The organism is Cupriavidus sp. 22TCCZM04-2 (assembly GCF_057798895.1).
Map to the genome: position 1 here is coordinate 21,152 of NZ_JBYOJS010000010.1, position 23,085 is coordinate 44,236.

Consider the following 23,085-nt stretch of genomic DNA (forward strand, 5'->3'; position numbering starts at 1 on the left):
GGGGTACTGGTACTAGCAGGGATTACTTACTTGCCCGGCTTGGTCACGTCCGAACCGAACCACTTCACCGACAGCTTGGTCAGGGTGCCGTCCTTGCGCAGGTCATCCAGCGCATGGTCGATGGCCTGGGCGAACTTCGGGTTGTCCTTGCGGAACGGAATGGCCACCTCGGCACTGGCGCCCGGCACCACCGCGCCAGGGCGCAGCGGCAGGTTGGCGGTCTTGATCAGGTAGTTGACCATCAGCCGGTCGTTGAGCGCGGCATCCACGCGCTGCGCGGCCAGGTCGCGCAGGTATTCGGGCGCGCCGGGATAGGTCTTGACGTCGATGCCCGGCACCGACTTGGCCAGGTCGTTGTAGTTGCTGCCCAGGCTCACGCCAAGCTTGTGGCCCTTCAGTTCTTCCAGCGACTTGAATTCGCGCTTGTCATCCTTACGCTGGATGAGCTGCGCGGCGGAATAGACATAGGGGGTGGAGAAGTCCAGCACCTGCTTGCGCTGCGGCGTCACCGAAACCTGGTTGACGATGACGTCGAACTTGCCCGCCTGCAGGCCGGCAATGATGCCGCTCCACTCCGTGGTAACGAATTCCGGCTTCACGCCGAGCTTGGCGGCGACGGCACGTGCCACATCCACGTCGAAGCCGCCCAGCTCGTTGTTGGGAGCGCGGAACCCGAACGGCGGATAGGTACCTTCCAGGCCAATCTTCAGCACGCCGGCCTGCTTGACGGTATCGAGCAGGTCCGCGGCCCTGGCCGCGGTGGCGGTCAGGCCGGCGGCGCCGGCGATCAGCGAGGCAGCCAGCAGGGATTTAAGCCAGCCATGACGAGTCGATCGCATATGTTCTCCAGTGGGATGCGGAATGGCCGGCGGCCTCTTGTATAGGGCCGCCGGCCGGTTGTGCTGCTATGAGCCTATATCGGCGTCAACGCTACCGCAACCGCTATCGATACGGAAATAACGATTCATCATGGCTATATAACTGCCAGCCAGCCCTGCCGGTGTTACGTCCCTACTGGAACGCCTTGTCGTTCGGCGCGGCGAACAGCGCCTTCATGTCGGCGGACAGCGGATAGTTCATGTTGATGCCGCGCGGCGGGATCGGCGACATGAACCACTTGTTGTACAGCTTCTCGGCGCGGCCGCTGGTCATCAGGTCGGCCACCACGCCATCGGCCAGCTTCTTGAACGACGGGTCGTCCTTGCGGAACATGCAGGCGTAGTTCTCGGTCTGCAGCGGCGCGCCCACCACCACCCAGTCGCCCGCGTTCTTGGCCTTGGTGCGCTCACCGTACAGCAGCGGCTCGTCCATGACAAAGGCCGCGGCACGGCCGCTTTCCAGGATCAGGAACGACTGGCCATGATCCTTGGTGCTGATCAGGTTCATGTTCATGGCCTTCTCGCCGTTCATCTTGACCAGCAGGCGCTCGCCCGTGGTGCCGGCGGTGGTGACCACGTTGCGATCCTTCAGGTCGGTGAATTCCTTCACGCCCGAGTCCTTCTTGGTCAGCATCTTGATGCCGTACACGAACAGGCTGTTCGAGAACGCCACCTGCTTCTGCCGCTCGAGGTTGTTGGTGGTGCTGCCGCACTCGATGTCGATGGTGCCGTTCTGCACCAGCGGAATCCGGTTCTGCGAAGTGATCGGCGTGAGCCTGACCTGCAGGTTCGACAGCTTGAGGTCGCTCTTCACCTTGTCGACGATCTGCAGCAGGATCTCGTGCGAGTAGCCCATCACCTCCTTGCCGTCCGTGTACGAGAACGGAATCGACGACTCGCGGTAGCCGAGCGAGATCACCCCGCTCTCCTTGATCTTGCGCAGCGTGTCGCCATCCGCGGCGCTGGCCGCGGTGGCGGCGAATGTGCTGACCAGGCTGAGGGCGGTGGCTGCCAGCAGGCGCAGGGGGACCCGCTTGCGGCTAGTGTGCAGTTGCTTCATTTTGGCGCTCCTTCTGTTGAGGGTGCTTGTTGATCGAGGCATTCCATCGAAACCACGTACTGCAATACTGGAAACCGCTGCCGCGCGGCTAGGCGCGCGCGGCGGAAAACTCCTCTGCATTGACCGCGGGCTTGCGGCCGGCGAGCTGGTCGGCCAGCAGTCCCGCACTGCCCATGGCGAGCGTAAAGCCCAGCGCACCATGCCCGAGATTGAGCCACAGGCCGCGAAGCCGTGACGGCCCGACCATCGGCAGGCCGTCCGGCGTGGCAGGTCGCAGCCCGGCCCACGGCTGCAGCTGCGCCAGCGGGATATCGGGCACGATACCGTCAAACAGCGCGCGCGTCTGCGTCACCAGCGCGCCGACGCGCTCCGGATCGATGCGCGCGCCGCCGCGCACCAGGTCGGCCATGCCCGCCACGCGCAGTGTGTTGCCGATGCGCGCATAGACGATCTTGTTGGCGAAATCCGTGATGCTGATATGCGGCGCACGCGCGCCTTCCGCCAGCGGCACGGTGATGCTGTAGCCCTTGAGCGGCCACAACGGCGGCCGCACGCCGAGCGGACGCAGCAGCGGCACGCTGCCGATGCCGCCTGCAACCACCACGGCATCGGCCGGCACCACGCCGGACGCCGTCCGCACACCGCTGATGCGACCCCCTTCCTGTACCAGCCCCTGCACGATGGTGCCGAAGCGCATCGACACGCCGCCGGGCTGTTGTTGCAGCAAGCGTGCCAGCGACAGGCAGAAGCGGTGGCAGTCGCCGACTTCCTCGCTCGGCGTATAGATCGCGCCCGCGATCTCGTCGCGGATGCCCAGCAGCGCGGGTTCCAGCGCCACGCAGGCGTCGCGGTCCAGCGCCTGCTGTTCGCACCCCAGGCTGGCCTGGTAGTCAAGCAGGCGGCGCGCCGTCTCGAACGCGGCGCCATCGCGGTGCACAATCAGTTTGCCGCGCCGCGCAAAATCGAAATCCGTACCCGCCCCCGCCTTGCTGCCTTCGCTGGCCACGAACGCCTGCATCAGGTCGCGCGAGTAGAACGCCAGGCGCAGCAGCTTGCGCGTGGTGGCCTCGCTGGTGGCGGCGTTGCACGCGCGCATGAACGCGGCCAGCCAGCGCCACTGCGCGGGGTCCGCCACGGGCCGGAAGCGCATGGGCGAGTCGCGCCGCAACAGCCAGCCCGGCACCTTGCCCATCACGCCCGGGCCGGCCAGCGGCGCCACATAGCTGTAGCTAAGCTGGCCGCCGTTGGCGAAGCTGGTTTCCTCGCCGGGGCCGTCATGCCGTTCGAGCACGGTCACTTCGTGGCCGTCCTGTGCCAGCCGCCAGGCGCTGGTCATGCCGACCACGCCGGCGCCCACGATCACTACCCGCATTGCCATTCTTCTCGCGTTCGATCCGATGGCAGCAGCGTAGACGAGCGCACGCGGCTTGCCCAATGCCAATACGTGCCAGAATATGTCCTCAGGCTATGGGCCGCCAACGTACCCCCCGCACCACCGCACCAGCTTCTCCATCATGCGATTGCGACAGATCGAAGTCTTCCGCGCCATCATGCTGACCGGCACGGTCAGCGAGGCCGCGCGCCTGCTCCACGTCTCGCAGCCCGTGGTCACGCGCGTGCTGCAGCATGCCGAGGCATCGCTCGGCTTCCGCCTGTTCGAGCGCGTGCGCGGCCGCCTCCAGGCGACACCCGAAGCCACCGCGCTATATGGCGATGTCGAAAGGCTATATGGCGAGATCGAGCGCGTACGGCGCGTGTCGGAAAGCCTGCGCCACAAGGGTGTCGGCCGCCTGCGCGTGGCGGCCACGCCGAGCCTGGCGAGCCCGCTGCTGGTGCCGGCGGTGCGCGGTTTTTGCGCGCGCTACCCCGATACCCAGGTACAGGTGCTGACCCACCATACCGACGAGATCGTCGGCGCGCTGCTCGCCAACCAGATCGACCTGGGCTTCGCCTTCTCGCCGCCGCGCCATGAAGCCATCACCTGCGAGCCGGTGGCCGTCGGGCATATGCTGCTTGCGGTACCACGCGACCAGCCGCTGCCGGCCGGCGGCCGGCGCCATGTGGTGCCGATGCGCAAGCTGATGGAGCGTCCCTTTGTCGGCTACGACGACAACAGCTCGCTCGGGCTGCTGGTGCGGCAGACACTCGCACGGCATGCGCTGGAGCCGCGCTCCACGCTGGAAGTCCAGACGTATTCGCTGGCGCTGGCGCTGGTGGAAGCCGGCCTGGGCATGGCGCTGCTTGACCAGTACACCGCGCTGAGCGCCAACCCCGGCAAGGTTTCGCTTCATGCGGTGCAGCCCGCGCTGCCGTTTGAAATACAGATGCTGCGCGCGAGCCACCGCGCGGCATCAAGCCTGGTCGACGACATGCGAGCGCAGTTCGCGCAGGCCGCCTCGGCCCTGGCCGCCACCCTGCCCGAGCGGCTCGAAGCGCCCGCCGCCAGCTTCGACGCCACCACGGCTGCCGCATCGCGAGGGCGCGATTGATTGACAGCCGCGCGCGCCCTGCACCATCATCAAGGCGCCCGAACGGTGCCCGTATCCAGCCATGTTCGTACTGATTCTGCTCCTCCTCGTCCTGATCAGCGCCTTCTTCTCGATTTCCGAGATTGCGTTGACGGCCGCCCGCCGCACCAAGCTCCAGATCTTGTCCGAACGCGGCGATCGCCGCGCCACCAAGGTGCTGCTGCTCAAGGAAGAGCCCGGAAACTTCTTCACCATCGTCCAGATCGGCGTGAACAGCGTTGCGATCCTGGCCGGTATCCTCGGTGAAAAGCATGTGTCGGACCTGGTGCTCGCGGGACTGTCGCCCTATATGGAGGTCGGCATTGCGCAGCGCATCGCGAATATCGGCTCGTTCCTGATCGTGACGCTGCTGTTCATCCAGTTTGCCGACCTGATTCCCAAGCGCATCGCCATGAGCTTTCCCGAGGCGTGCGCGCTTGCGGTGATCGATCCCATGCTGATGCTGCTGCGCGTGCTCAAGCCGCTGGTGTTCGTATTCAACGCCGCGGCCGATGCCACGCTGCGGCTGTTCGGCCTCCCGACCAAGACCGTCGAGCAGATCACCACCGAGGACATCGCCGCCATGGTCGATGCCGGCGCCGAGGCCGGCGTGCTGCTCAAGCACGAGATTCGCCTGATCGAGAACGTGTTCGAGCTCGATTCCAAGAGCGTCACGGCGATCATGACGCCGCGCGACGACGTGGTCTACCTGAGCCTGGACGAGACCGCCGACAGCGTGCGGCGCAAGCTTGTCAGCCAGCCGCACGCGCAGTATCCGGTATGCGGGCACGATCTCGACAACGTGCAGGGCTACATCGACTCCAAGGACATCCTGCAATTGCTGCTGGCCGACGAAACCGCGACCGTGATAGGCAATATCGGCAGGCACCATGACAAGAACGTGCTGGTGATCCCCGACACGCTGACCTTGTCCGAAGCCCTGACCCGCTTTCGCGAGATGCACCAGAGCTTTGCCGTGGTGATGAACGAGTACGGCCTGGTGGTCGGCATCGTCACGCTCGACGACATCGTCGGCGCGCTGATGGGGGACATCCTTTATTCAAGCGAAGACGAGCAGATCGTGCGGCGCGACGACAGCTCGTGGCTGGTGGACGGCCTGACGCCGCTGATCGACCTGAAAAAAGCGCTTGAACTCGATTCGCTGCCCGGCGAGGACTACGTCGATACCGTGGCGGGACTGGTGATCTACGCGCTCAAGCGCATCCCGAAGAAATCCGAATCGATCACCGTGGCCGGCTTTCGCTTTGAAGTGCTGGACATCGACCATCACAAGATCGATCAGCTGCTGGTGTCGCGTCTGCCGGCCGGGACGACGACAGCCCAGGCGACGCCGCGGCCGCAGCCGGAACCTGGACACTGAGCGCACCCGCCTGGCGATACTGCGCGATCCGTCCGGGCAGGCGGAATGCCACCAGATAAGCGGCGGCCGTCATGACCGTGACCGCCGCGACAGTGCCAAGCTGCCATGCCGGCAAGCGCGCCGGCACATGCAGCGTGATGTAGGCGGTGCCGAGCAGTGCAATCCACGCAAGCCCGAGCACAAACCCGGCCGCTACATCCGACAGCCAGTGCATGCCCAGGTACAGCCGCGACAGGCCGATCGCCGTCACGGCCACGGTGGTCAGTGACAACACCGGGACGCGCACGCGCCACGGCTGGCGCAGGCAGATCAGGAACGCCAGGAAGCCATAGGTCACCATGCTGCTGGTGGCATGGCCGCTGGGGAACGAGTAGGACTCCAGCCCGCTGTAGATGCTGGCCGGACGATGGCGCTGCAGGCCGAACTTGAGCGCCACCACGCACGCGCGCGCACCAAGCAGGGCAACTGCCCAGTACGCCGCGGTGGCCCATGCTCGCCGCCACGCCAGCCACGCAAACACAGCGACGCCTACCGCCACCGAGACCCGTGCGCCGCCAAGCTCGGTGACGGCGATCATGGCGACGTCGAGCCAGCCTTGCCGCGACGCGCGCAGTTGCGCGAATACCGCTTGGTCCAGGACGAACAGCCCCCGCTCCTCGGCAATCCCGTCGACCAGCCAGAGCAGCGCGCCGCCGCATGCCAACAGGACCGCGCCCGCGGCCGCGACGAGCAGCAACTCGGCGGCGTCGCGCTCCAGCACCCGCAGCGTCACCACACGAAACCGCGAAGCGCGTCCGCCCTCGTCGGCAGTACGCCTGGCCAATGCCGACGCGCCCTCGGCGCGCCAGGCATCCAGCCGGCTCACCAGCGGCCGCAGGAGAATGAGCAACAGCGGGACCAGCCAGAACAGCAGCAAGACAGCCAGCGCGAACAGCGCCAGCACGCCGAGCACATTGGCGGGGATCAGCCAGTGTCCGTCACTTTGGAATCCCCGCGCGTCCATGATTGCTCTCGTGTCTCGTGCCGGTATTCAGCCGCCCGCAACGCGCGCAATGTTGGCGCGGGCCAGTGCCTCGCAATCGACGAAGGCGTCCGTCACGAACAACCGCGGACGCTGTGCCAGCGTGGACAGGAAAGCGGCCCGGCGCTCGCGAAAGGCCTGCATCAGCGCATCGCCCGACAGCCCCGTGCGCGCCGCCAGCAAGGCGCGGTTCTCTTCAAAGACGGCAAGGCTGTATCCGTCGAAATCTTCCGCGGACACGGCGAGTCGGTACAGATCGAGATCGAGCACCGCCGCCGACTCCGCGACGGTGGCCTCATGCGTGCGCGTATCCAGCACGATCTGCGCGGCAAGCGAGACCGTAGCCGCATCGACGCCGGGTGCCATGGTCGGGATCAGCGAGGCCGACGCAGCCTCGTTGTGTTCGCAGCCGGGGACATAGACGGCATCATGGAACAGCGCCGCCAGCGCCTGGGCCGGGTTCAGCATCACGCCGCGGACCCGGGCCTGTTCGAACATTTCCAGCACATGGCGCCGGTCGTGATAGCGACGATAGGGGGCGTCATACAAGGCCAGCACATCGAGTACTGCCCTGCGCGGCAGGAAATCGAGGCAGGCCAATGCAGCGGGCCAGTCCGGCGCAAAGCGCGGCACCGTGCCTTGCGGCGTCGCCACGGGCTCGCTGAAGACGTCCGCGGTACGCACCCACAGCAGCGAACGATCGCGCATCGCTTCATAGACCACCACGGGGGACAGGTCGGCCTCGAAGCGGCCCACGCCGATCACGGCATAGGCACCGCCCTTGTAGTGCCGGTACGGCATGCCGGGCACCAGGTCGGCATCGCGCGGCAGTTCATCGGGATCGCCCTGGAAACGCGGACGATCTGCGGGGGTGGATGTCATCGGCTGCCCTCGGAAATACGGCCCGCTCGGAGCCGGTGAACGCGTACGCATGGGTAGCACTATCGGCTCATATCGATGCCCGGCATAGGGCTTGCGAAAAACCGGCGCACAAAAAACAAAACCGACGCCTGCTTGCGCAAGAGTCGGTCTGAGTTTTACTACAGTTTTCTTGTCTGCCGGTGGTCGAACAATCGGCAGCTTTTTGTTTGGCGGAGAGGGTGGGATTCGAACCCACGGTACCGTCGCCGGTACGCCTGATTTCGAGTCAGGTACATTCGACCACTCTGCCACCTCTCCGGTAACTTGGTCGCCGTGCAGCGAAACCAAGATTATAGACAGATTGAGCCAGCCAGCGCAATAGGCTGGCGTGCAATTTTTTTACAGTTCCGGTTCCAGTCGCGTGGAGCCGCCCATGTAAGGCTGCAGCGCGGCCGGGACGGTGACGGACCCGTCGGCGTTCTGGTAGTTCTCGAGGATGGCGACCAGCGTCCGGCCAACGGCCAGGCCGGAGCCGTTCAGCGTATGGACCAGCTCCGGCTTGCCCTGCCCCACGCGGTAGCGGGCCTGCATCCGGCGCGCCTGGAAATCGCCCATGTTCGAGCACGAGCTGATTTCGCGGTACGTGTTCTGCGCCGGGATCCAGACTTCGAGGTCATAGGTCTTGGTGGCGCCGAAGCCCATGTCGCCCGTGCACAGCACGATGGTGCGGAACGGCAGGCCGAGCTTCTTCAGGATCGCCTCGGCATGGCCGGTCAGCTGCTCCAGCGCGTCGAACGACTGCTCGGCCGGCACCACCTGCACGAGTTCGACCTTGTCGAACTGATGCTGGCGGATCATGCCGCGCGTGTCCTTGCCGTACGAGCCCGCTTCCGAGCGGAAGCACGGCGTATGCGCGACGAAACGCAGCGGCAGCTTGTCGCCCGCGACGATGGCATCGCGCACGATGTTGGTCAGCGGCACCTCGGCGGTCGGGATCAGGTAGAAATTCTCGGTACGCTCGCCATCCTCGCCACCGACCTTGCGCGGCACCTTGAACAGGTCTTCCTCGAACTTGGGCAGCTGGCCGGTGCCACGCATCGACGCGGCGTTGACGATGTACGGCACGTACATCTCAGTGTAGCCATGCTCCTGCGTGTGCGTGTCCAGCATCAGCTGCACCAGCGCGCGATGCATGCGCGCCATGCCGCCGCGCAGCATGGAGAAGCGCGAGCCGGTCACCTTGGCGGCGGTATCGAAGTCGAGGCCGAGCTTGTCGCCCACGTCGACGTGGTCGCGCACCGCGAAATCGAACTGGCGCGGCTCGCCGGCGCGGCGCACTTCGACGTTCTGGGCTTCGTCCTTGCCAACCGGCACGCTTTCGTGCGGCAGGTTCGGGATCGACAGCATCAGTTCCGACAGATTGGCCTGGATTTCCTCCAGGCGCGCGGCGGAGGCCTTGAGCGTATCGCCGATGCCGCCGACTTCCGCCATCACGGCCGAGGCGTCTTCGCCCTTGCCCTTGAGCATGCCGATCTGCTTGGACAGGCTGTTGCGGCGCGACTGCAGTTCCTCGGTCTGGGTCTGCAGTTGCTTGCGCTCGCTTTCAAGCGCCTGGAAGGCCGCTACGTCGAGTTGGAAGCCGCGCGTGGCAAGGCGTTGCGCCACGGCGTCGATGTCTTTGCGGAACAGCTGGATGTCGAGCATGTTGCGGTGTGAAGTGCGGGGCCGGCGACATGCCGGCGGACCCGCCATTTTACTTCACCCGCGCGCCCTGACGCCTCGGAACTGTGCGGGCTTGCCGCCTTATTCGCCGGTTTTTCCCTTGCCGCGGTGCTCGCGGTGCCAGGCGTCGTCCAGTTCGCGCAGATGGCGGAGCTTCTCGGCGATCTTGCCCTCCAGGCCGCGCGGCACCGGCTGGTACCAGCCTTGTGCCTTCAGGTCGTCGGGGAAGTAGTGTTCGCCGGCGGCATAAGCCTCGGGCTCGTCGTGCGCGTAGCGGTAGGCGTGGCCATAGCCGAGTTCCTTCATCAGCCGCGTCGGCGCATTGCGCAGGTGCACGGGCACCTGGCGCGACTTGTCCTTGGACACGAACGCGCGTGCCGCGTTGTACGCGTTGTAGCCGGCGTTGGACTTGGGCGCAACGGCGAGGTAGATCAGCGCCTGGCCGAGCGCGAGTTCGCCTTCGGGCGAGCCCAGGCGCTCATAGGTCTCGGCAGCATCCAGGGTGATGCGCGCGGCGCGTGGATCGGCCAGGCCGATGTCCTCCCACGCCATGCGCACGATACGCCGCGCCAGGTAGCGCGGATCGGCGCCGCCGTCGATCATGCGGCAGAACCAGTACAGCGCGGCATCGGGATCGGAGCCGCGCACCGACTTGTGCAGCGCGCTGATCTGGTCATAGAACGCATCGCCCCCCTTGTCGAAGCGGCGCAGGTTCTCGGACAGCGCGCTGCCGAGCAGGGCGGTGTCGATCTCGCTCTTGCCGGCGTTGCGCGCGGCGCGCACCACGATCTCGATATTGTTCAGCAGCTTGCGGCCATCGCCGTCGGCGGAGGCCACGATGAGCTTCAATGCCTCGTCCTGCCAGGTGATGCCGCCCAGTTCCTGGCTGGCGCGCTGCGCGAGCTGCGTCTGCTCGGCATCGTCCAGGCTCTTGAGCACATACACCGCGGCGCGCGACAGCAACGCGCCGTTGACCTCGAACGACGGGTTCTCGGTGGTCGCGCCGATAAAGGTGAACAGTCCGCTCTCCACGTGCGGCAGGAACGCATCCTGCTGGCTCTTGTTGAAGCGGTGGACCTCGTCGACGAACACCAGCGTGCTGCGGCCGTGCGCGCGGAACTGCTCGGCGCGCTCCACGGCCTCGCGGATGTCCTTCACGCCCGACAGCACGGCCGACAGCGCAATGAATTCCGCGTCGAAGGCATCGGCCATCAGCCGCGCCAGGGTGGTCTTGCCCACGCCGGGCGGCCCCCACAGGATCATCGAATGCGGCTCGCCGGACTCGAACGCCACGCGCAGCGGCTTGCCCGCGCCGAGCAAGTGCTGCTGGCCGATCACCTCGTCGATATTGCGTGGACGCAGGCGCTCGGCGAGCGGTTGCCGGGAACGGTCGGAAGAATCGGAAAACAGCGTGTCCGCCACGGTATTCAGGCCTCGTAAATCGCAAGACCACGCGCCCGCTGCAAGGCATCGGCGTGGTGGGCGCCAGCGGCGCCGGGGAACGTGACAGTGTAGACCATTGTCCCGTCAGGCCTGCGCGGCGGCCGGAAACGCCACCACGTCCTCGATCTCCACGCGGATGCCGATCGGCTGGCCGATTACGTGGTCGTGGTGCGACGGCACCAGAGCGAGCACCTTTCCGCCGCCGGCCAGGCGCAGCGTATAGAGGATCTCGGCACCGCGAAACGCCTTGTGCACAACGTCGGCGCGCAGCGGGCTGGCATCGTCGTGCACGATGTCATCGGGGCGAACCAGCACATCGACCGGCGCGCCATCGGGCAAGCCAAGAGGCACCGCGGGGCGCAGCGTGCCCAGTTCCAGCCCGATCTCGCCATTGGCCAGCATGCGGCCCGGCATCAGCACGCCCTGCCCCACAAAGTCCGCCACGAAACGCGTGGCCGGGCGGTGATAGAGTGCATGCGCGCTCGCCCATTGCTCGATTGCGCCGCCATGCATCACGCCGATCTCGTCGGCCATGGCAAAGGCCTCGTACTGGTCGTGCGTGACCAGGATCGCGGTGGTGCCCTGCGCCTTCAGGATGTCGCGCACCTCCAGGCTCAGCCGCTCGCGCAGGTCGACGTCGAGATTCGAGAACGGCTCGTCCAGCAGCAGTAGTTCCGGCCTTGGCGCAAGTGCGCGCGCCAGCGCCACGCGCTGCTGCTGACCGCCCGACAGCTCATGCGGATACTTGGCGCCGGTGCCGGACAAGCCGACCAGTGCGAGCACTTCCGCCACGCGGGCCGCGCGTTCTGCACGCCCCACGCCTTTCAGCCCGAAGGCAACGTTGTCGGCCACGTTCAGGTGCGGGAACAGTGCGTAGTCCTGGAACACCATGCCAATGCGCCGCTGCTCGGGCGGGACGGCGTAGCCCGCGGAGGACACCAGCGTGCCGTCCAGCGCGATGCGCCCGTCCTGCAACGGTTCGAAGCCGGCAATGGCGCGCAGCACAGTGGTCTTGCCGCAGCCGCTCGGGCCCAGCAGGCAGGCAATGCTGCCACGGGCCAGCCGGAACGACAGGCCATCGACCACGACCTGCCGGCCGAAGGCATGCCGGATGTTGTCGACGTCAAGGACCGGAGCAATGACGGGCGCGCTGGCGCCCGATGGGGTGAAGGAATCGGCTCGCATCCGCGAATTATAGGGACTGGCGCGATGTGGCCCGCACGACGCCCACGTTGCTAGAATGGCCGGCTGTTCCAGTCGCCCAGCGCGCCGTCCGCATGCTACTGCTCCGTCATCGCCGCCTGCATCCGCTGACCCTTGCCGCGCTCGCCATGGCGTTGCTCGTGGCCGTGCCCATCGTGTTCGTGGCCGCCAGCGTGCTGGCTCCGGCCAGCGAGACCTGGCGCCACCTCGTCGACACGGTGCTGGCCGAGTATGTCGCCAACACGCTGTGGCTGCTGCTCGGCGTGGCCTGCGGCGTGCTGGGGCTTGGCGTGACATCGGCCTGGCTGGTGACGACCTACCGTTTTCCCGGACGCGGTCTGATGGAGTGGGCGCTGGTGCTGCCGCTGGCCATGCCGGCCTACGTGGTCGCCTACGCCTACACCGACGCGCTGCAGTTCGCCGGCCCGGTGCAAGCCTGGGTGCGCGCGCTCACGGGCTGGAAGGCGCGCGAGTACTGGTTCCCCGAGATCCGCTCGCTGGGCGGCGCCATCGCGCTGTTCTCGCTGGTGCTTTATCCCTATGTCTACCTGACCGCGCGCGCGGCTTTCCTCCAGCAGACGCAAAACACGCTCGAAGCCGCCCGGCTGCTCGGCCATGGCACGTGCAGCCGCCTGTGGCGCGTGATGCTGCCGCTGGCGCGGCCCGGCATCGTGGCCGGCACCGCGCCGGCGATGATGGAAACACTCGCGGATTTCGGCACGGTCGCCTACTTTGCCATCCCGACGTTCTCGACCGGAATCTACCGCGCGTGGTTCTCGCTCGGCGACAAGACCGCCGCCGCACAGTTGTCGGCCTGCATGCTGGCCTTTGTCATGGCGATCCTGCTGGCAGAGCGCGCCAGCCGTGGGCGCGCACAGGTCTACGGCAACCAGCGCAGGGCGCCGGCTGACCCGCTCCCCGGCGTGCGTGGCTGGCTGGCGTTGCTCGCCTGCGCGGCGCCGATGCTGCTGGGTTTCCTGATGCCGGCGCTGATGCTGTGCCGCATGGCGCTGACCGATGGCGATGCGCAGCTCGGCCCGCGCTTTTTCGGCCTGATCCGCAACAGCGTGCTGCTGGCCGGCACCACGGCGCTGGTCGCCGTCGTCATCGCGCTGGCGATCGGTTATGCGGGACGCGCCGCCAACGCCCGTCGCGGCTGGCTGGTGCGCGGACTGACGCGACTCTGCGGCATGGGCTATGCGCTGCCAGGCTCCGTGATCGCGGTCGGCGTGCTGGTGCCGGTGGCGTGGCTCGACAACGCCTTGTCGGGCTGGCTGCAGCAGCAGTTCGGCATTGCGGCCGGCCTGCTGCTGACCGGTGGCATTGCCGCGCTGGTCTATGCGCTGCTCGTGCGTTTCCTGGGCGTCGCGCTGCAGACCGTCAATGCGGGGCTGGGCAAGATCACGCCCAGCATGGACGCCGCGGCCCGCAGCCTTGGCCACGGCCCGGCCGCCACCTTGCGCCGCGTCCATTTGCCGATGCTGCGCGGCAGCCTGCTGACTGCTGCGCTGATCGTGTTTGTCGACGTAATGAAGGAGCTGCCGGCCACGTTCGTCATGCGCCCGTTCAATTTCGATACGCTCGCGGTCCAGGCCTACAACCTGGCCTCCGACGAACGCCTGAGCGAGGCCGCAACGGCGTCGCTGGTCATCGTCGCCGTGGGGCTGTTGCCGGTGGTGCTGCTGTCGCGAACGATTCGCCGGGGCGCGGATTCCTGATTTCCCTCAAGTCCGGAACGCAGGCTGCCGATATCCGGGCTTGGCCCGGATCCGGATTCCCTTGATGGCGAACGCGCCTTCTCGCCACGTGAAATTTCCATCGTCCGGGGACAACAGACAAGGCTAAGGGCTGGGCCGGCCAGACGTCGCCACCCACCACGCGGCCACAGATCGCCTTGGGGAATTATGCTGAAGTATCACTTTCTGGTCTTCAAGATGAACCGGCTGGTTGGCAAGGGCAGGCTCAGCAGCGTGGAGGAAGTTTCCCTGGCCGGCCAGCTGGCCGAAATGATCGACTCGCCAGGCACCGCACAGCGCGTGCTCGCCGACCTGGCCGATCATGCCAACCCGCAGATCCGGCGCATCACGATCAACGCCATCCGCCGCTCGCGCCAGTTGAGCGCACCCGGCCTGCCGGCCGTGCTGCTGCGCAGGATGGCCGATGCCGAACCGCTGCTCCGTCATGACGCGGTCGGGATTGTCATGGACAACAAGATGGATGGCGCCGAGCTGCGCGCGGCGCTGCGACGGCTGGCCGGCAAGGTGCAGTTGCCGCGGGATGCCGACCGCGCCCGCGCCAATCCATCCGATGCCGGACTGGCGGCGCAGGTGCGCGCGCGGCTGGCACTCGACAAGCTGCTGGAAAAGAGCGCGGCCGAGCGCAATGCCGCACTGGCCGCCGGGGCGCTGGAAATCGGCAGCGGCCAGCCCTACGCAGAGGGGACCGTGGGGCACAAGGGCCTGATCCAACGCGCGTTGCGGCGCAAACAGGCCGGCCGGCGCCTCGACAGCAGCGTGAAGCTCACCTTCCGCAAGGTCGAGCCGACCGAGGTGACCGGCAACAAGCGCTTCCTGCTCTGAGAGCCGATCCGAGCGATTACTTGAAGCCCGCGCGGTCCAGCAGTTTCTGGGCCTGCGGCTGGTACTTGCCGAGTTCGCCCACGTTGATGGCATCCGCCTTGAACGGGCCCATGGCCTCGAGCGCGGGATTGGCGGCCTTCAGGCCCGGCACCACCGGCCACTCATTGTTGCCGTCGGCAAAGTAGCGCTGCGCGTCGTCGCTGGCCAGGTATTCCAGGAATTTGACGGCCGCCTCCTTGTTGGGCGCGTGCTTGAGCATGCCGCCGCCGGAGATGTTCATATGCGCGCCCTGGCTGCCCTGGTTCGGCCAGACCACGCCAAGCTTGTCGGCCACGGCCTTGTCCTCGGGCCTGGTCGATTTCATGATGCGGGCGATGTAGTAAGTATTGGCGATGGCCACATCGCATTCGCCGGCGGCCACGGCCTTGAGCTGGTCGGTGTCGCCGCCCTTGGGCGCGCGCGCCAGGTTGCCCACGACGCCGCGGGCCCATTGCTCGGTCCTGGCCTCGCCATCGTGCGCGATCAGGCTCGAGACCAGCGACAGGTTATAGACATGCCCGCCGGAGCGCGTGCACACCTTGCCCTTCCACTTCGGGTCGGCCAGGTCCTCATAGCGGCCGATATCGCCAGGCTTCACGGCCGTCTTGTTGTAGGCAATCACGCGCGCCCGCGCGGAAAAGCCGAACCACTCGCCCGAAGGATCGCGGTAGTTCGCAGGAATGCGAGACGCCAGCACCGTTGACTTCACCGGCGCGAACACGCCCGCCTGCTGCGCGCGCCACAGGCGGCCGATGTCCACCGTGATGAACACGTCCGCCGGGCTGTTGGCGCCCTCGCTTCGGATGCGCTCCAGCAGCGGATCCTCCTGTCCTTCGATGCGGTTGATCTTGATGCCGGTCTGCCTGGTGAAATTGGCGTAAAGCGCCTCGTCGGTCTGATAGTGGCGCGCCGTGTAGAGGTTGAGGACCTTTTCCTGCGCGGTCGCGGCAAGCGGCTGCATCAGGACGGCAAGCGCTGCGGACCAGGGCAGCAGACGACAAATAGTGGCGGTGACACGCATGGCTCTTCCCCAGTGATGGCGGCGAACCAGCCCTGGCTCGCCTTGCTTATTCGGATAGAGCCGAAAAAATAATCATTCCCGTTTAGGCGGTCAAATTACATTTGTGTCATGTTTGACGCTGCTCAGGAGCAGCGGTGGGCAACTAGCCGCGACGGACCCACGCCACCTTGCCTGACGTGATGCCGAGCGTGCGGCGCTGCGGGTTGTAGTCCATGGTGCCGGGATACTGCTGGCCATCGCGCTCGCCCAGTCGCCATGCGCAGCCTTGCAGCATTGCGATGGCCTCGGCCTCGGTCTTGCCGACCAGGCTGTCGTCGCCAAGCTTGTCGGCCTGGCAGCCTTCCGGCGAACCCAGCGCGCCCTGCGGGCCTGTCGGGCTGCGCGTGGGGCCTTGGGAGGGTCCCTGGGCCGGGCTGGTAGCCCCTGCGGTCGTGACAGGGCTGGCGCTCCCCGAGGAGGATGCTGATGGCGCCGCCGCGCAACCGGCGCCCAGTGCGCCAAGCGCCGCTGCGAAGGCTAGCGTGTGTAGTGCACGCCGACGAAGGACGGAGAGCATATTCTTTTCCTTGGTCCGATAACTTCAGTCTGTCGCGACCCTTTGTTTCCGCGACCTCTATGGTGGGACAGGGTCGACCGGCATTCAGTTTCCTGGCAAGCCGATCTGAATCTTTTGGGCAGCGACCGCCCGCATGAATCGCCGGCAGTACCATGGCACGTACGGTCGTGCCGGCTGCCCCGGCCGTCCCACTGCTTTTCTCACCAGACGGAGACTGCCTGCCATGGCCATCACCACCAGGGTTCGAAAGAAGAAGCAATATCGCAAAGCCGTACTCAAGCTTCGCACCGCCATCAAGCGCGGCGACGCCGAAGCGATCCGCATCCGGCGCGAGCAACTCAAGGCGCTGCCGGTGCCGCGCCAGCGCTACGCGCACATGGGCAGCACGGCTAGCTGATCAGCCCTTGGCCCGGTCGACCAGGGCCTTCATTGCATCGGCGGGCAGCGGGCCGTGACAGGTCCGCTCGCCGCCGGCTTCACTGGTGACGAGCCAGACCTTGCCGGGCGCACCAGCGGGATGCAGCACCCAGGCCGGGCCGCTTGCACTGCTGCTGGGCGGCAGGTCTTCCAGCACGCCGGTGCTGGCCGATTGCAGCATGGTCGCGCACTCGTTCGCGGGCACGCGCGTCGCGGACAGGAAGGTCTGGTTGCCGAGCACTTCCGGCAGCGCCGTGTCGGAAGCCCGCAGGAAGGAATCGACATCGAACTTGCCGCCTCCCGTCGTCGCGCAGGCGGACAGCCCGGATACGACAACCAGGGCGGAAAACACCGGTTTCAGTGCAGACATGGCGCGCCTCATTGCTTCATCACGTCGGCGCCCTTGGGCACCGTGAACCGGAACGCATCCGCCGGCAATGGCGGGTTCTTCTGCATCGCAGAGAATGTGAGCAGCGTCGTGTTGCCGAAGGCGTCGCGCAACTCCATCGCCTCAAGGTTGCCGCCCTTGAAGCCGATGCCGATGCGTTCGAACTGCGTGTCCTTCGACTTGGGCGTCATTTCCAGCCACTCCACGCCGTCGCGCGTGGGGCCGTTCTTCACGGTGAAGTTCTTCTCGAAGTCGTTGCTGCCGAACAGGATGGCCGCCGGGCTGGAGCCCAGCGCGCCGTCAAGCTTGCGCTCGGTGACCTGGTTCAGGTCCTTGTCGTAGATGTAGAGCGTCTGGCCGTCAGCCTGCAGCAATTGCTCGTAGGGCTTGGCGTAATGCCAGGTGAACTTGCCCGGGCGCGAGAACACAAAGCTGCCGCTCGATGTGCCGGTAACTTTGAGCGTGTCGCCCTGTCCCTTGACCTGGCGCTGCGTGAATTCGCCCTTCGCGCTTTTGACGCCGGAAACGAAGCTGTGGAGCTGGTCGGTGGCGGCGGCCAGGGCCGTGGGCATGTGCAGGGCAAATACGGCCAGCGCTGCGCAGGCCGACACGAGAATGCGATTTCGCATGTATCAGATCCTTGCTGATGGAAGAGGCGCCGCACCGCCTGCGTATCTGCCGCGGCGGTGCAACCTGTCTGGTTAGAGCGCTGGAGCGGCGCTGGATTCCGCCCGGCGCCACTTGCCGGGTAACTGCATGTTACCGATGCGGCGCTCAGTCATCTTCCCTTGCGGCGCCCGGCGCTGCAAGGATGTCCCGGTTGCCGTTGCCCGACATGGCCGAAACCAGCCCGGCTTTCTCCATATCCTCCAGCAGGCGAGCCGCGCGGTTGTAGCCGATGCGCAGGTGGCGCTGCACCAGCGAGATCGACGCGCGGCGGTTCTTCAGCACGACTTCCACGGCCTGGTCGTAGAGCGGATCGGCTTCGCCACCGCCGCCACCGATGCCCGCGCCGCCGCCAAAGCCGTCCGTACCGCTGTCGCCTTCGGTGAGGCCGCCTTCCAGGATGCCTTCGATGTAATTGGCTTCGCCGCCTTCCTTGAGCTTTTCCACCACGCGGTGCACTTCGTCGTCAGAGACAAAGGCACCGTGGACGCGCACCGGCATGCCGGTGCCCGGGGCCAGGTAGAGCATGTCACCCATGCCAAGCAGCGCTTCCGCGCCCTGCTGGTCGAGGATGGTGCGCGAGTCGATCTTGCTGCTGACCTGGAACGCGATGCGCGTCGGCACGTTGGCCTTGATCAGGCCGGTAATCACGTCGACCGACGGGCGCTGCGTGGCCAGCACCAGGTGCAGTCCCGCGGCACGCGCCTTCTGCGCGATCCGTGCGATCAATTCCTCGACCTTCTTGCCCACGACCATCATCAGGTCGGCCAGTTCGTCGATGACGATGACGATGGTCGGCAGCTTGTCGAGCGGCTCTGGTGCGTCCGGCGTCAAGCTGAACGGGTTCGGAATCTTTTCTTCCTTGGCCGCAGCCTCGTCGATCTTCTTGTTGTAGCCGGCCAGGTTGCGCACGCCGAGCTTGCTCATCAGCTTGTAGCGCCGCTCCATTTCCCCGACGGCCCAGTTCAGCGCGTTGCCGGCCTGGCGCATATCGGTCACGACCGGGCACAGCAGATGCGGAATGCCTTCGTAGACGCTCATTTCCAGCATCTTCGGGTCGATCAGGATCAGGCGAACGCTTTCGGGCTTGGCCTTGTAGAGCAGGGACAGGATCATGGCGTTGATCCCGACCGACTTGCCCGAGCCCGTGGTGCCGGCCACCATGCAATGCGGCATCTTGGCCAGGTCGGCCACCATCGGCTTGCCGGCGATATCCTTGCCCAGCGCCATGGTCAGGCTCGAGGCGCTTTCGTTGTAGACCTGCGAGCCGAGAATTTCCGACAGGCGCACGGTCTGGCGCTTCGGATTTGGCAGCTCCAGCCCCATGTAGTTCTTGCCCGGAATGGTCTCGACCACGCGGATCGACACGAGCGACAGCGAACGCGCCAGGTCGCGCGCCAGGTTCACCACCTGGCTGCCCTTCACGCCGGTAGCGGGTTCGATTTCATAGCGCGTGATCACCGGGCCCGGATAGGCGGCCACCACCTTAACCTCGACGCCGAAGTCCTTGAGCTTCTTCTCGATCAGGCGCGAGGTGAATTCCAGCGTTTCGGCACTGACGGTTTCCTGGTGCGGCGGGATCGGGTCGAGCAGCGCCAGCGGCGGCAGGTCCGAATCCTGGATATCGGCGAACAGCGGCTGCTGCTTCTCGCGCTCGACGCGCTCGTGCTTGGGCACCGCCTGCGGGCGCACGATCTGTACCGGCTGCGCTTCCTCGATGCGCACGCGCTGCACCTCCACGGTCTCGGTGCGTTCCACCTTGGCGGCTTCGCCGATGATGCGGTCCTGCTTGCTTTCACGCCGGGCCTTGAAGCCCAGGAACAGGGACTCGACAAAGCCACCGATCTGTTCGGCCACCGTCAGCCAGGAGAAATGGAAGAACAGCGACAGGCCGATGGCCAGCATCAGCAGCAACAGCAGCGTGGCGCCGGTAAAGCCCAGCGCGGTCTGCAGCCAGCCGCCGAGCAGGTCGCCCAGCACGCCGCCAGGCGCGCGCGGCAGCGCGGCCCGCAGCGGATACATGCGGATGGCTTCCAGGCCCATGCTGGAAAACAGCGTCAGCGCGAAGCCGATCCAGCTCACCGTCACGCCCTGGCGATGCTCCTCGCGCTCGGGCAGTTCCGCGGTCAGCGTGCGCCAGCCGCGCCAGCAGCGGCGCACCAGCAACACGGCCAGCCAGTAGGCCGAGAAACCGAAGATGAAGAACAGCACATCCGATACCCAGGCGCCCACGCGGCCACCGAGGTTGTGGATATCTGCCACCTGGTTGGCGTGCGACCAGCCGGGGTCGGTCTTGCTGTAGCTGGCCAGCACGCAAAGGAAGCCCAGCGTGACGGCCAGCAGCAGGAACCAGCGCACTTCGCCAAGCAGTTTGCCGATGCGCGAAGGCAGCGCCGACGGGTCCGTCCGGGTGGTGGTGGTTGCTCTGGCCATGCCTTGGTCTGGTTCGCTTGCAGGTGATGGTGGCGGCCATTTTAACGTGGCGCGGCCCTATCGCCGCCATTGGAATTTGCAACAGTGGGCAAATGCGGCTCCTCTTATAATGACGGTTTCGAGCAATGCCGGTGCGCAGCATGGCGCACCGCCACAGGAACGCATCATGGCAAAACACGCAAAAGTGCTGATTCTCGGATCCGGTCCCGCCGGCTACACCGCCGCTGTCTACGCAGCCCGCGCCAACCTGGAGCCGGTGCTGATCACCGGTCTGGCGCAAGGCGGCCAGCTGATGACCACCACGGATGTCGAGAACTGGCCCGGCGACGCCAAGGGCGTGCAAGGCCCCGAACTGATGCAGCGCCTGCTGGCCCACGCGGAAGAATTCAAGACCGACATCATCTTCGATCACATCCACACGGCGAAGCTGACGGATGAAAGCGGCAACCCGGCCCGCCCGTTCCGCCTGATCGGCGACGCCGGCGAGTACACCTGCGACGCGCTGATCATCGCCACTGGCGCCTCGGCGCAGTACCTGGGCCTGCCGTCCGAGGAATCGTTCATGGGCCGCGGCGTGTCCGCCTGCGCCACCTGCGACGGCTTCTTCTACAAGAACCAGGAAGTGGCCGTGGTCGGCGGCGGCAATACCGCCGTGGAAGAAGCGTTGTATCTGTCCCACATCGCCAGCAAGGTCACCGTGGTTCACCGCCGCGACAGCTTCCGGGCCGAGCCGATCCTGGTTGACCGCCTGCTGCAGCGCGTGAAGGAAGGCCGCGTCGAGATCCGTTACGACAGCGTGCTGGACGAAGTGCTGGGCGACGAATCCGGCGTGACCGGCATGCGCATCCGCGGCGCAAAGTCGGGCGAGGCCGAAGAGATCAAGCTTGCCGGCGTGTTCATCGCCATCGGCCACAAGCCCAATACCGACCTCTTCGTCGGCCAGCTGGCGATGGAGAACGGCTACCTGATCACCAAGTCGGGCCTCACCGGCGATGCCACCGCCACCAGCGTGCCGGGCGTGTTCGCGGCCGGCGACGTGCAGGACCACGTCTACCGCCAGGCCATCACCAGCGCCGGCACGGGCTGCATGGCCGCGCTGGACGCCCAGCGCTTTATCGAAGCCCTCAAGTAAGCCCCTGCGGCCCGGCCGACCGGCCGGGCCCTCCCCCTGCCGATATAATTGGCGCCGAGCCCCCGGAGAATTCCATGACGCACGGCGCCAGCAAACCCGACCGTCCGACCAAGCGCTTTGGCCTGAATGACCTGGCCGGGCTGCGCAAAACCCTCAAGGCCGATACCGAGCGCCGCGAAGCCGAACGGCTCGCCGCCGAACAGGCCGCGGAACGCGCGCGCGCGGAAGCCGATGTCTTTCGCAGTAGCGTGGGCCACGTCAGCCAGTTGCGCGAGCGCAATCACGCCACTCTTCCGAGTCCCCGCCCCGCCCCGATTCCGGTGCAAACCCAGCGCAACGACAAGGCCGTGCTGGAAGCGTCCCTGTCCGATGAATACGATGTCGACATGCTGCTGGAAACCGACGAGTCCCTGTCTTTCCGCCGCCCCGGCATCGGCATGGATGTCGTGCGCAAGCTGCGCCGTGGCGAGTGGGTGCCGCAGGACAAGGTCGACCTGCACGGCCTGCGCAGCGACGAAGCGCGCGAAGCGCTGTCGGAATTCCTGCGCCGCTCGGTACGCAACGGCGTGCGCTGCGTGCGCGTGATCCACGGCAAGGGCATCGGCTCGCCCGACAAGCTGCCCGTCCTGAAAGGCAAGGTCCGCAGCTGGCTGGTGCAGAAAGAGGAAGTGATCGCTTTCGTGCAGGCTCGCGAGTCCCTGGGCGGCGCCGGCGCGCTGATGGTCCTGTTGCGCCAGCCGCGCGCCTGATGCACCTTCCGCTCGAATTGCTGATGGGGCGCCTGCCCCTGATCCTCCATGTGATGGAGGTGATCGGCATGCTTTCGTTTGCCGTATCGGGCGTGGTCGACGCGCGCAAGCAGCGCCTGGACGTGGTCGGCACCTTCGTCGTAGCGTTCGCCACCGCCTTTGGCGGCGGCACGGTGCGCGACGTCCTGCTTGATCGCCGCCCGTTCTACTGGGTCGAGCACGAAGGCTATGTACTGCTGATCTTCGCGATGTCGGTCGGCGCGTCGCTGGTGTTGCGCGTGGTCAGCCGCGTGGCGTCGGAGCGCGCCATGATCGTGGCGGATGCGATCGGCCTGGGCCTGTTCTCGGTGACGGGCGCCTCGCTGGCGCTGGTGGCGCAGATGACGCCGACCGTGGCGGTCATGATGGGCATCATCTCGGCCGTGTTCGGCGGGGTGGTGCGGGACGTGCTGTGCAATGAAGTCCCGATGATCCTGCGCGACCGCTCGCCCTACGCGACATGCTCGTTCGTGGGCTGCTGGGCCTATATGGGGCTGACCTGGCTGCAGGTGCAGCAGGAAGCCGCGCTGCTTACCGGCGCACTGAGCATCATCGCGATGCGGCTGGTGTCAGTGCGCTACGGCTGGAAACTGCCGAGCTGACGCCTGGCGGCGGCGCCCGGCGCATGCATCAGACCGCCGCTTCGTCCTGCTCGCCGGTACGGATACGGATGACGCGCTCGATCTCCGTCACGAAGATCTTGCCGTCGCCGATCTTGCCGGTATGCGCGGCCTTGACGATCGCGTCCAGCACGGTGTCGAGCTGGTTTTCGGCGACCACGACCTCGATCTTGATCTTCGGCAGGAAGTCGACCACATACTCGGCGCCGCGATACAGCTCGGTATGCCCCTTCTGGCGGCCAAATCCTTTCACTTCGGTCACCGTCAGCCCCGTCACGCCAACATCCGCGAGCGATTCGCGCACTTCGTCGAGTTTGAACGGTTTGATGATGGCGGTAATCTGCTTCATGACTGGCCCCTGGTTATAGTC

21 protein-coding genes, 1 tRNA gene and 1 pseudogene are annotated in these 23,085 nt (G+C 66.3%); 8 read left to right on the forward strand and 15 right to left on the reverse strand.

The window, feature by feature from the left end; genetic code table 11:
• Window positions 1-26: 26 nt before the first annotated feature.
• From AC3FKG_RS16095 to AC3FKG_RS16105, 3 genes are all read right to left on the reverse strand, one after another.
• Window positions 27-839: a transporter substrate-binding domain-containing protein gene (locus tag AC3FKG_RS16095; protein WP_483710716.1), complete on the reverse strand. Its 813-nt coding sequence runs from the start codon at window positions 837-839 to the stop codon at window positions 27-29.
• Between the two features lie 172 nt (window positions 840-1,011).
• Window positions 1,012-1,938, reverse strand: coding sequence for a glutamate/aspartate ABC transporter substrate-binding protein (locus AC3FKG_RS16100; RefSeq protein ID WP_483710715.1), 927 nt, complete (start codon window positions 1,936-1,938; stop codon window positions 1,012-1,014).
• Between the two features lie 88 nt (window positions 1,939-2,026).
• A complete protein-coding gene (locus AC3FKG_RS16105) occupies window positions 2,027-3,310 on the reverse strand; it encodes a D-amino acid dehydrogenase (RefSeq protein WP_483710714.1) in 1,284 nt (427 codons plus the stop codon).
• Between the two features lie 142 nt (window positions 3,311-3,452).
• Here AC3FKG_RS16105 and AC3FKG_RS16110 point away from each other — a divergent pair, with 142 nt between their 5' ends.
• The gene (locus AC3FKG_RS16110; RefSeq protein ID WP_488743539.1) at window positions 3,453-4,427 is read left to right on the forward strand and encodes a LysR family transcriptional regulator; all 975 of its coding nucleotides are present in this window, start codon (window positions 3,453-3,455) and stop codon (window positions 4,425-4,427) included.
• A 61-nt stretch (window positions 4,428-4,488) separates the two neighbouring features.
• Window positions 4,489-5,826, forward strand: coding sequence for a polyamine export protein PaeA (gene paeA / locus AC3FKG_RS16115; protein ID WP_483710712.1), 1,338 nt, complete (start codon window positions 4,489-4,491; stop codon window positions 5,824-5,826).
• Window positions 5,827-5,989: 163 nt separating this feature from the next.
• Here the strand turns inward: paeA and AC3FKG_RS16120 are convergent.
• The 6 genes and pseudogenes from AC3FKG_RS16120 to AC3FKG_RS16145 all read right to left on the reverse strand — a co-directional run.
• Window positions 5,990-6,829 (reverse strand): annotated as a pseudogene (locus AC3FKG_RS16120) (phosphatase PAP2 family protein); the annotation flags it as partial.
• Between the two features lie 27 nt (window positions 6,830-6,856).
• A complete protein-coding gene (locus AC3FKG_RS16125; protein ID WP_488743540.1) occupies window positions 6,857-7,729 on the reverse strand; it encodes a DUF1653 domain-containing protein in 873 nt (290 codons plus the stop codon).
• 207 nt (window positions 7,730-7,936) lie between these two features.
• Window positions 7,937-8,026: transfer RNA gene (locus AC3FKG_RS16130), tRNA-Ser, on the reverse strand.
• Window positions 8,027-8,107: 81 nt separating this feature from the next.
• Entirely contained in the window at window positions 8,108-9,412 is a 1,305-nt protein-coding gene (gene serS / locus AC3FKG_RS16135; protein ID WP_488743541.1) for a serine--tRNA ligase, read from the reverse strand.
• A 99-nt stretch (window positions 9,413-9,511) separates the two neighbouring features.
• Complete coding sequence (locus AC3FKG_RS16140; RefSeq protein WP_483710709.1) at window positions 9,512-10,852, reverse strand: replication-associated recombination protein A; 1,341 nt, start codon at window positions 10,850-10,852, stop codon at window positions 9,512-9,514.
• Between the two features lie 105 nt (window positions 10,853-10,957).
• Window positions 10,958-12,058 carry an ABC transporter ATP-binding protein gene (locus AC3FKG_RS16145; RefSeq protein WP_488743542.1) on the reverse strand — a complete coding sequence of 367 codons (1,101 nt, stop codon included), beginning with the start codon at window positions 12,056-12,058 and terminating at the stop codon, window positions 10,958-10,960.
• Window positions 12,059-12,150: 92 nt separating this feature from the next.
• On the opposite strand from AC3FKG_RS16145, the gene AC3FKG_RS16150 reads away from it, so the two are divergent.
• A complete protein-coding gene (locus AC3FKG_RS16150; RefSeq protein WP_488743543.1) occupies window positions 12,151-13,794 on the forward strand; it encodes an ABC transporter permease in 1,644 nt (547 codons plus the stop codon).
• 186 nt (window positions 13,795-13,980) lie between these two features.
• The gene (locus AC3FKG_RS16155) at window positions 13,981-14,655 is read left to right on the forward strand and encodes a hypothetical protein (protein WP_488743544.1); all 675 of its coding nucleotides are present in this window, start codon (window positions 13,981-13,983) and stop codon (window positions 14,653-14,655) included.
• Between the two features lie 16 nt (window positions 14,656-14,671).
• Here AC3FKG_RS16155 and AC3FKG_RS16160 read toward each other — a convergent pair whose 3' ends face one another.
• Together AC3FKG_RS16160 and AC3FKG_RS16165 are read right to left on the reverse strand one after the other, a co-directional pair.
• A complete protein-coding gene (locus tag AC3FKG_RS16160) occupies window positions 14,672-15,715 on the reverse strand; it encodes a Fe(3+) ABC transporter substrate-binding protein (RefSeq protein WP_483710705.1) in 1,044 nt (347 codons plus the stop codon).
• Between the two features lie 142 nt (window positions 15,716-15,857).
• On the reverse strand, window positions 15,858-16,271 hold the full coding sequence (locus tag AC3FKG_RS16165; protein ID WP_483710704.1) for a hypothetical protein: 414 nt from the start codon (window positions 16,269-16,271) through the stop codon (window positions 15,858-15,860).
• 223 nt (window positions 16,272-16,494) lie between these two features.
• On the opposite strand from AC3FKG_RS16165, the gene AC3FKG_RS16170 reads away from it, so the two are divergent.
• Window positions 16,495-16,668 (forward strand): hypothetical protein, encoded by a 174-nt coding sequence (locus AC3FKG_RS16170; RefSeq protein WP_483710703.1) that lies wholly within the window; start codon window positions 16,495-16,497, stop codon window positions 16,666-16,668.
• On the opposite strand, the gene AC3FKG_RS16175 is transcribed toward AC3FKG_RS16170, so the two are convergent.
• From AC3FKG_RS16175 to AC3FKG_RS16185, 3 genes are all read right to left on the reverse strand, one after another.
• On the reverse strand, window positions 16,669-17,058 hold the full coding sequence (locus AC3FKG_RS16175) for a hypothetical protein (RefSeq protein WP_488743545.1): 390 nt from the start codon (window positions 17,056-17,058) through the stop codon (window positions 16,669-16,671).
• Window positions 17,059-17,066: 8 nt separating this feature from the next.
• Complete coding sequence (lolA, locus tag AC3FKG_RS16180) at window positions 17,067-17,705, reverse strand: outer membrane lipoprotein chaperone LolA (RefSeq protein WP_483710701.1); 639 nt, start codon at window positions 17,703-17,705, stop codon at window positions 17,067-17,069.
• Window positions 17,706-17,850: 145 nt separating this feature from the next.
• Window positions 17,851-20,175, reverse strand: coding sequence for a DNA translocase FtsK (locus tag AC3FKG_RS16185; protein WP_483710700.1), 2,325 nt, complete (start codon window positions 20,173-20,175; stop codon window positions 17,851-17,853).
• Window positions 20,176-20,341: 166 nt separating this feature from the next.
• Between AC3FKG_RS16185 and trxB the strand changes: the two genes are divergently transcribed.
• The 3 genes from trxB to AC3FKG_RS16200 all read left to right on the forward strand — a co-directional run bounded on the left by trxB (window position 20,342) and on the right by AC3FKG_RS16200 (window position 22,697).
• The gene (gene trxB / locus AC3FKG_RS16190; RefSeq protein WP_483710699.1) at window positions 20,342-21,307 is read left to right on the forward strand and encodes a thioredoxin-disulfide reductase; all 966 of its coding nucleotides are present in this window, start codon (window positions 20,342-20,344) and stop codon (window positions 21,305-21,307) included.
• A gap of 74 nt (window positions 21,308-21,381) precedes the next feature.
• Entirely contained in the window at window positions 21,382-22,056 is a 675-nt protein-coding gene (locus tag AC3FKG_RS16195; RefSeq protein ID WP_488743546.1) for a Smr/MutS family protein, read from the forward strand.
• Window positions 22,056-22,697: a trimeric intracellular cation channel family protein gene (locus AC3FKG_RS16200; protein WP_483710697.1), complete on the forward strand. Its 642-nt coding sequence runs from the start codon at window positions 22,056-22,058 to the stop codon at window positions 22,695-22,697. Before AC3FKG_RS16195 ends, AC3FKG_RS16200 begins: the two co-directional genes overlap by 1 nt.
• Window positions 22,698-22,725: 28 nt before the next feature.
• Here AC3FKG_RS16200 and glnK read toward each other — a convergent pair whose 3' ends face one another.
• Window positions 22,726-23,064 (reverse strand): P-II family nitrogen regulator, encoded by a 339-nt coding sequence (gene glnK / locus AC3FKG_RS16205; protein WP_039011353.1) that lies wholly within the window; start codon window positions 23,062-23,064, stop codon window positions 22,726-22,728.
• Window positions 23,065-23,085 lie beyond the last annotated feature (21 nt).

Bases quoted from the DNA above. Each gene is read 5' to 3' on its own strand.
- AC3FKG_RS16165 (WP_483710704.1), bottom strand. From the start codon at position 16,271: ATGCTCTCCGTCCTTCGTCGGCGTGCACTACACACGCTAGCCTTCGCA.
- AC3FKG_RS16125 (WP_488743540.1), bottom strand. From the start codon at position 7,729: ATGACATCCACCCCCGCAGATCGTCCGCGTTTCCAGGGCGATCCCGAT.
- AC3FKG_RS16155 (WP_488743544.1), top strand. From the start codon at position 13,981: ATGCTGAAGTATCACTTTCTGGTCTTCAAGATGAACCGGCTGGTTGGC.
- AC3FKG_RS16160 (WP_483710705.1), bottom strand. From the start codon at position 15,715: ATGCGTGTCACCGCCACTATTTGTCGTCTGCTGCCCTGGTCCGCAGCG.
- AC3FKG_RS16195 (WP_488743546.1), top strand. From the start codon at position 21,382: ATGACGCACGGCGCCAGCAAACCCGACCGTCCGACCAAGCGCTTTGGC.
- paeA (WP_483710712.1), top strand. From the start codon at position 4,489: ATGTTCGTACTGATTCTGCTCCTCCTCGTCCTGATCAGCGCCTTCTTC.
- serS (WP_488743541.1), bottom strand. From the start codon at position 9,412: ATGCTCGACATCCAGCTGTTCCGCAAAGACATCGACGCCGTGGCGCAA.
- AC3FKG_RS16110 (WP_488743539.1), top strand. From the start codon at position 3,453: ATGCGATTGCGACAGATCGAAGTCTTCCGCGCCATCATGCTGACCGGC.
- AC3FKG_RS16170 (WP_483710703.1), top strand. From the start codon at position 16,495: ATGGCCATCACCACCAGGGTTCGAAAGAAGAAGCAATATCGCAAAGCC.
- trxB (WP_483710699.1), top strand. From the start codon at position 20,342: ATGGCAAAACACGCAAAAGTGCTGATTCTCGGATCCGGTCCCGCCGGC.
- AC3FKG_RS16185 (WP_483710700.1), bottom strand. From the start codon at position 20,175: ATGGCCAGAGCAACCACCACCACCCGGACGGACCCGTCGGCGCTGCCT.
- AC3FKG_RS16150 (WP_488743543.1), top strand. From the start codon at position 12,151: ATGCTACTGCTCCGTCATCGCCGCCTGCATCCGCTGACCCTTGCCGCG.
- AC3FKG_RS16100 (WP_483710715.1), bottom strand. From the start codon at position 1,938: ATGAAGCAACTGCACACTAGCCGCAAGCGGGTCCCCCTGCGCCTGCTG.
- glnK (WP_039011353.1), bottom strand. From the start codon at position 23,064: ATGAAGCAGATTACCGCCATCATCAAACCGTTCAAACTCGACGAAGTG.
- AC3FKG_RS16095 (WP_483710716.1), bottom strand. From the start codon at position 839: ATGCGATCGACTCGTCATGGCTGGCTTAAATCCCTGCTGGCTGCCTCG.
- AC3FKG_RS16200 (WP_483710697.1), top strand. From the start codon at position 22,056: ATGCACCTTCCGCTCGAATTGCTGATGGGGCGCCTGCCCCTGATCCTC.
- AC3FKG_RS16175 (WP_488743545.1), bottom strand. From the start codon at position 17,058: ATGTCTGCACTGAAACCGGTGTTTTCCGCCCTGGTTGTCGTATCCGGG.
- AC3FKG_RS16145 (WP_488743542.1), bottom strand. From the start codon at position 12,058: ATGCGAGCCGATTCCTTCACCCCATCGGGCGCCAGCGCGCCCGTCATT.
- lolA (WP_483710701.1), bottom strand. From the start codon at position 17,705: ATGCGAAATCGCATTCTCGTGTCGGCCTGCGCAGCGCTGGCCGTATTT.
- AC3FKG_RS16105 (WP_483710714.1), bottom strand. From the start codon at position 3,310: ATGCGGGTAGTGATCGTGGGCGCCGGCGTGGTCGGCATGACCAGCGCC.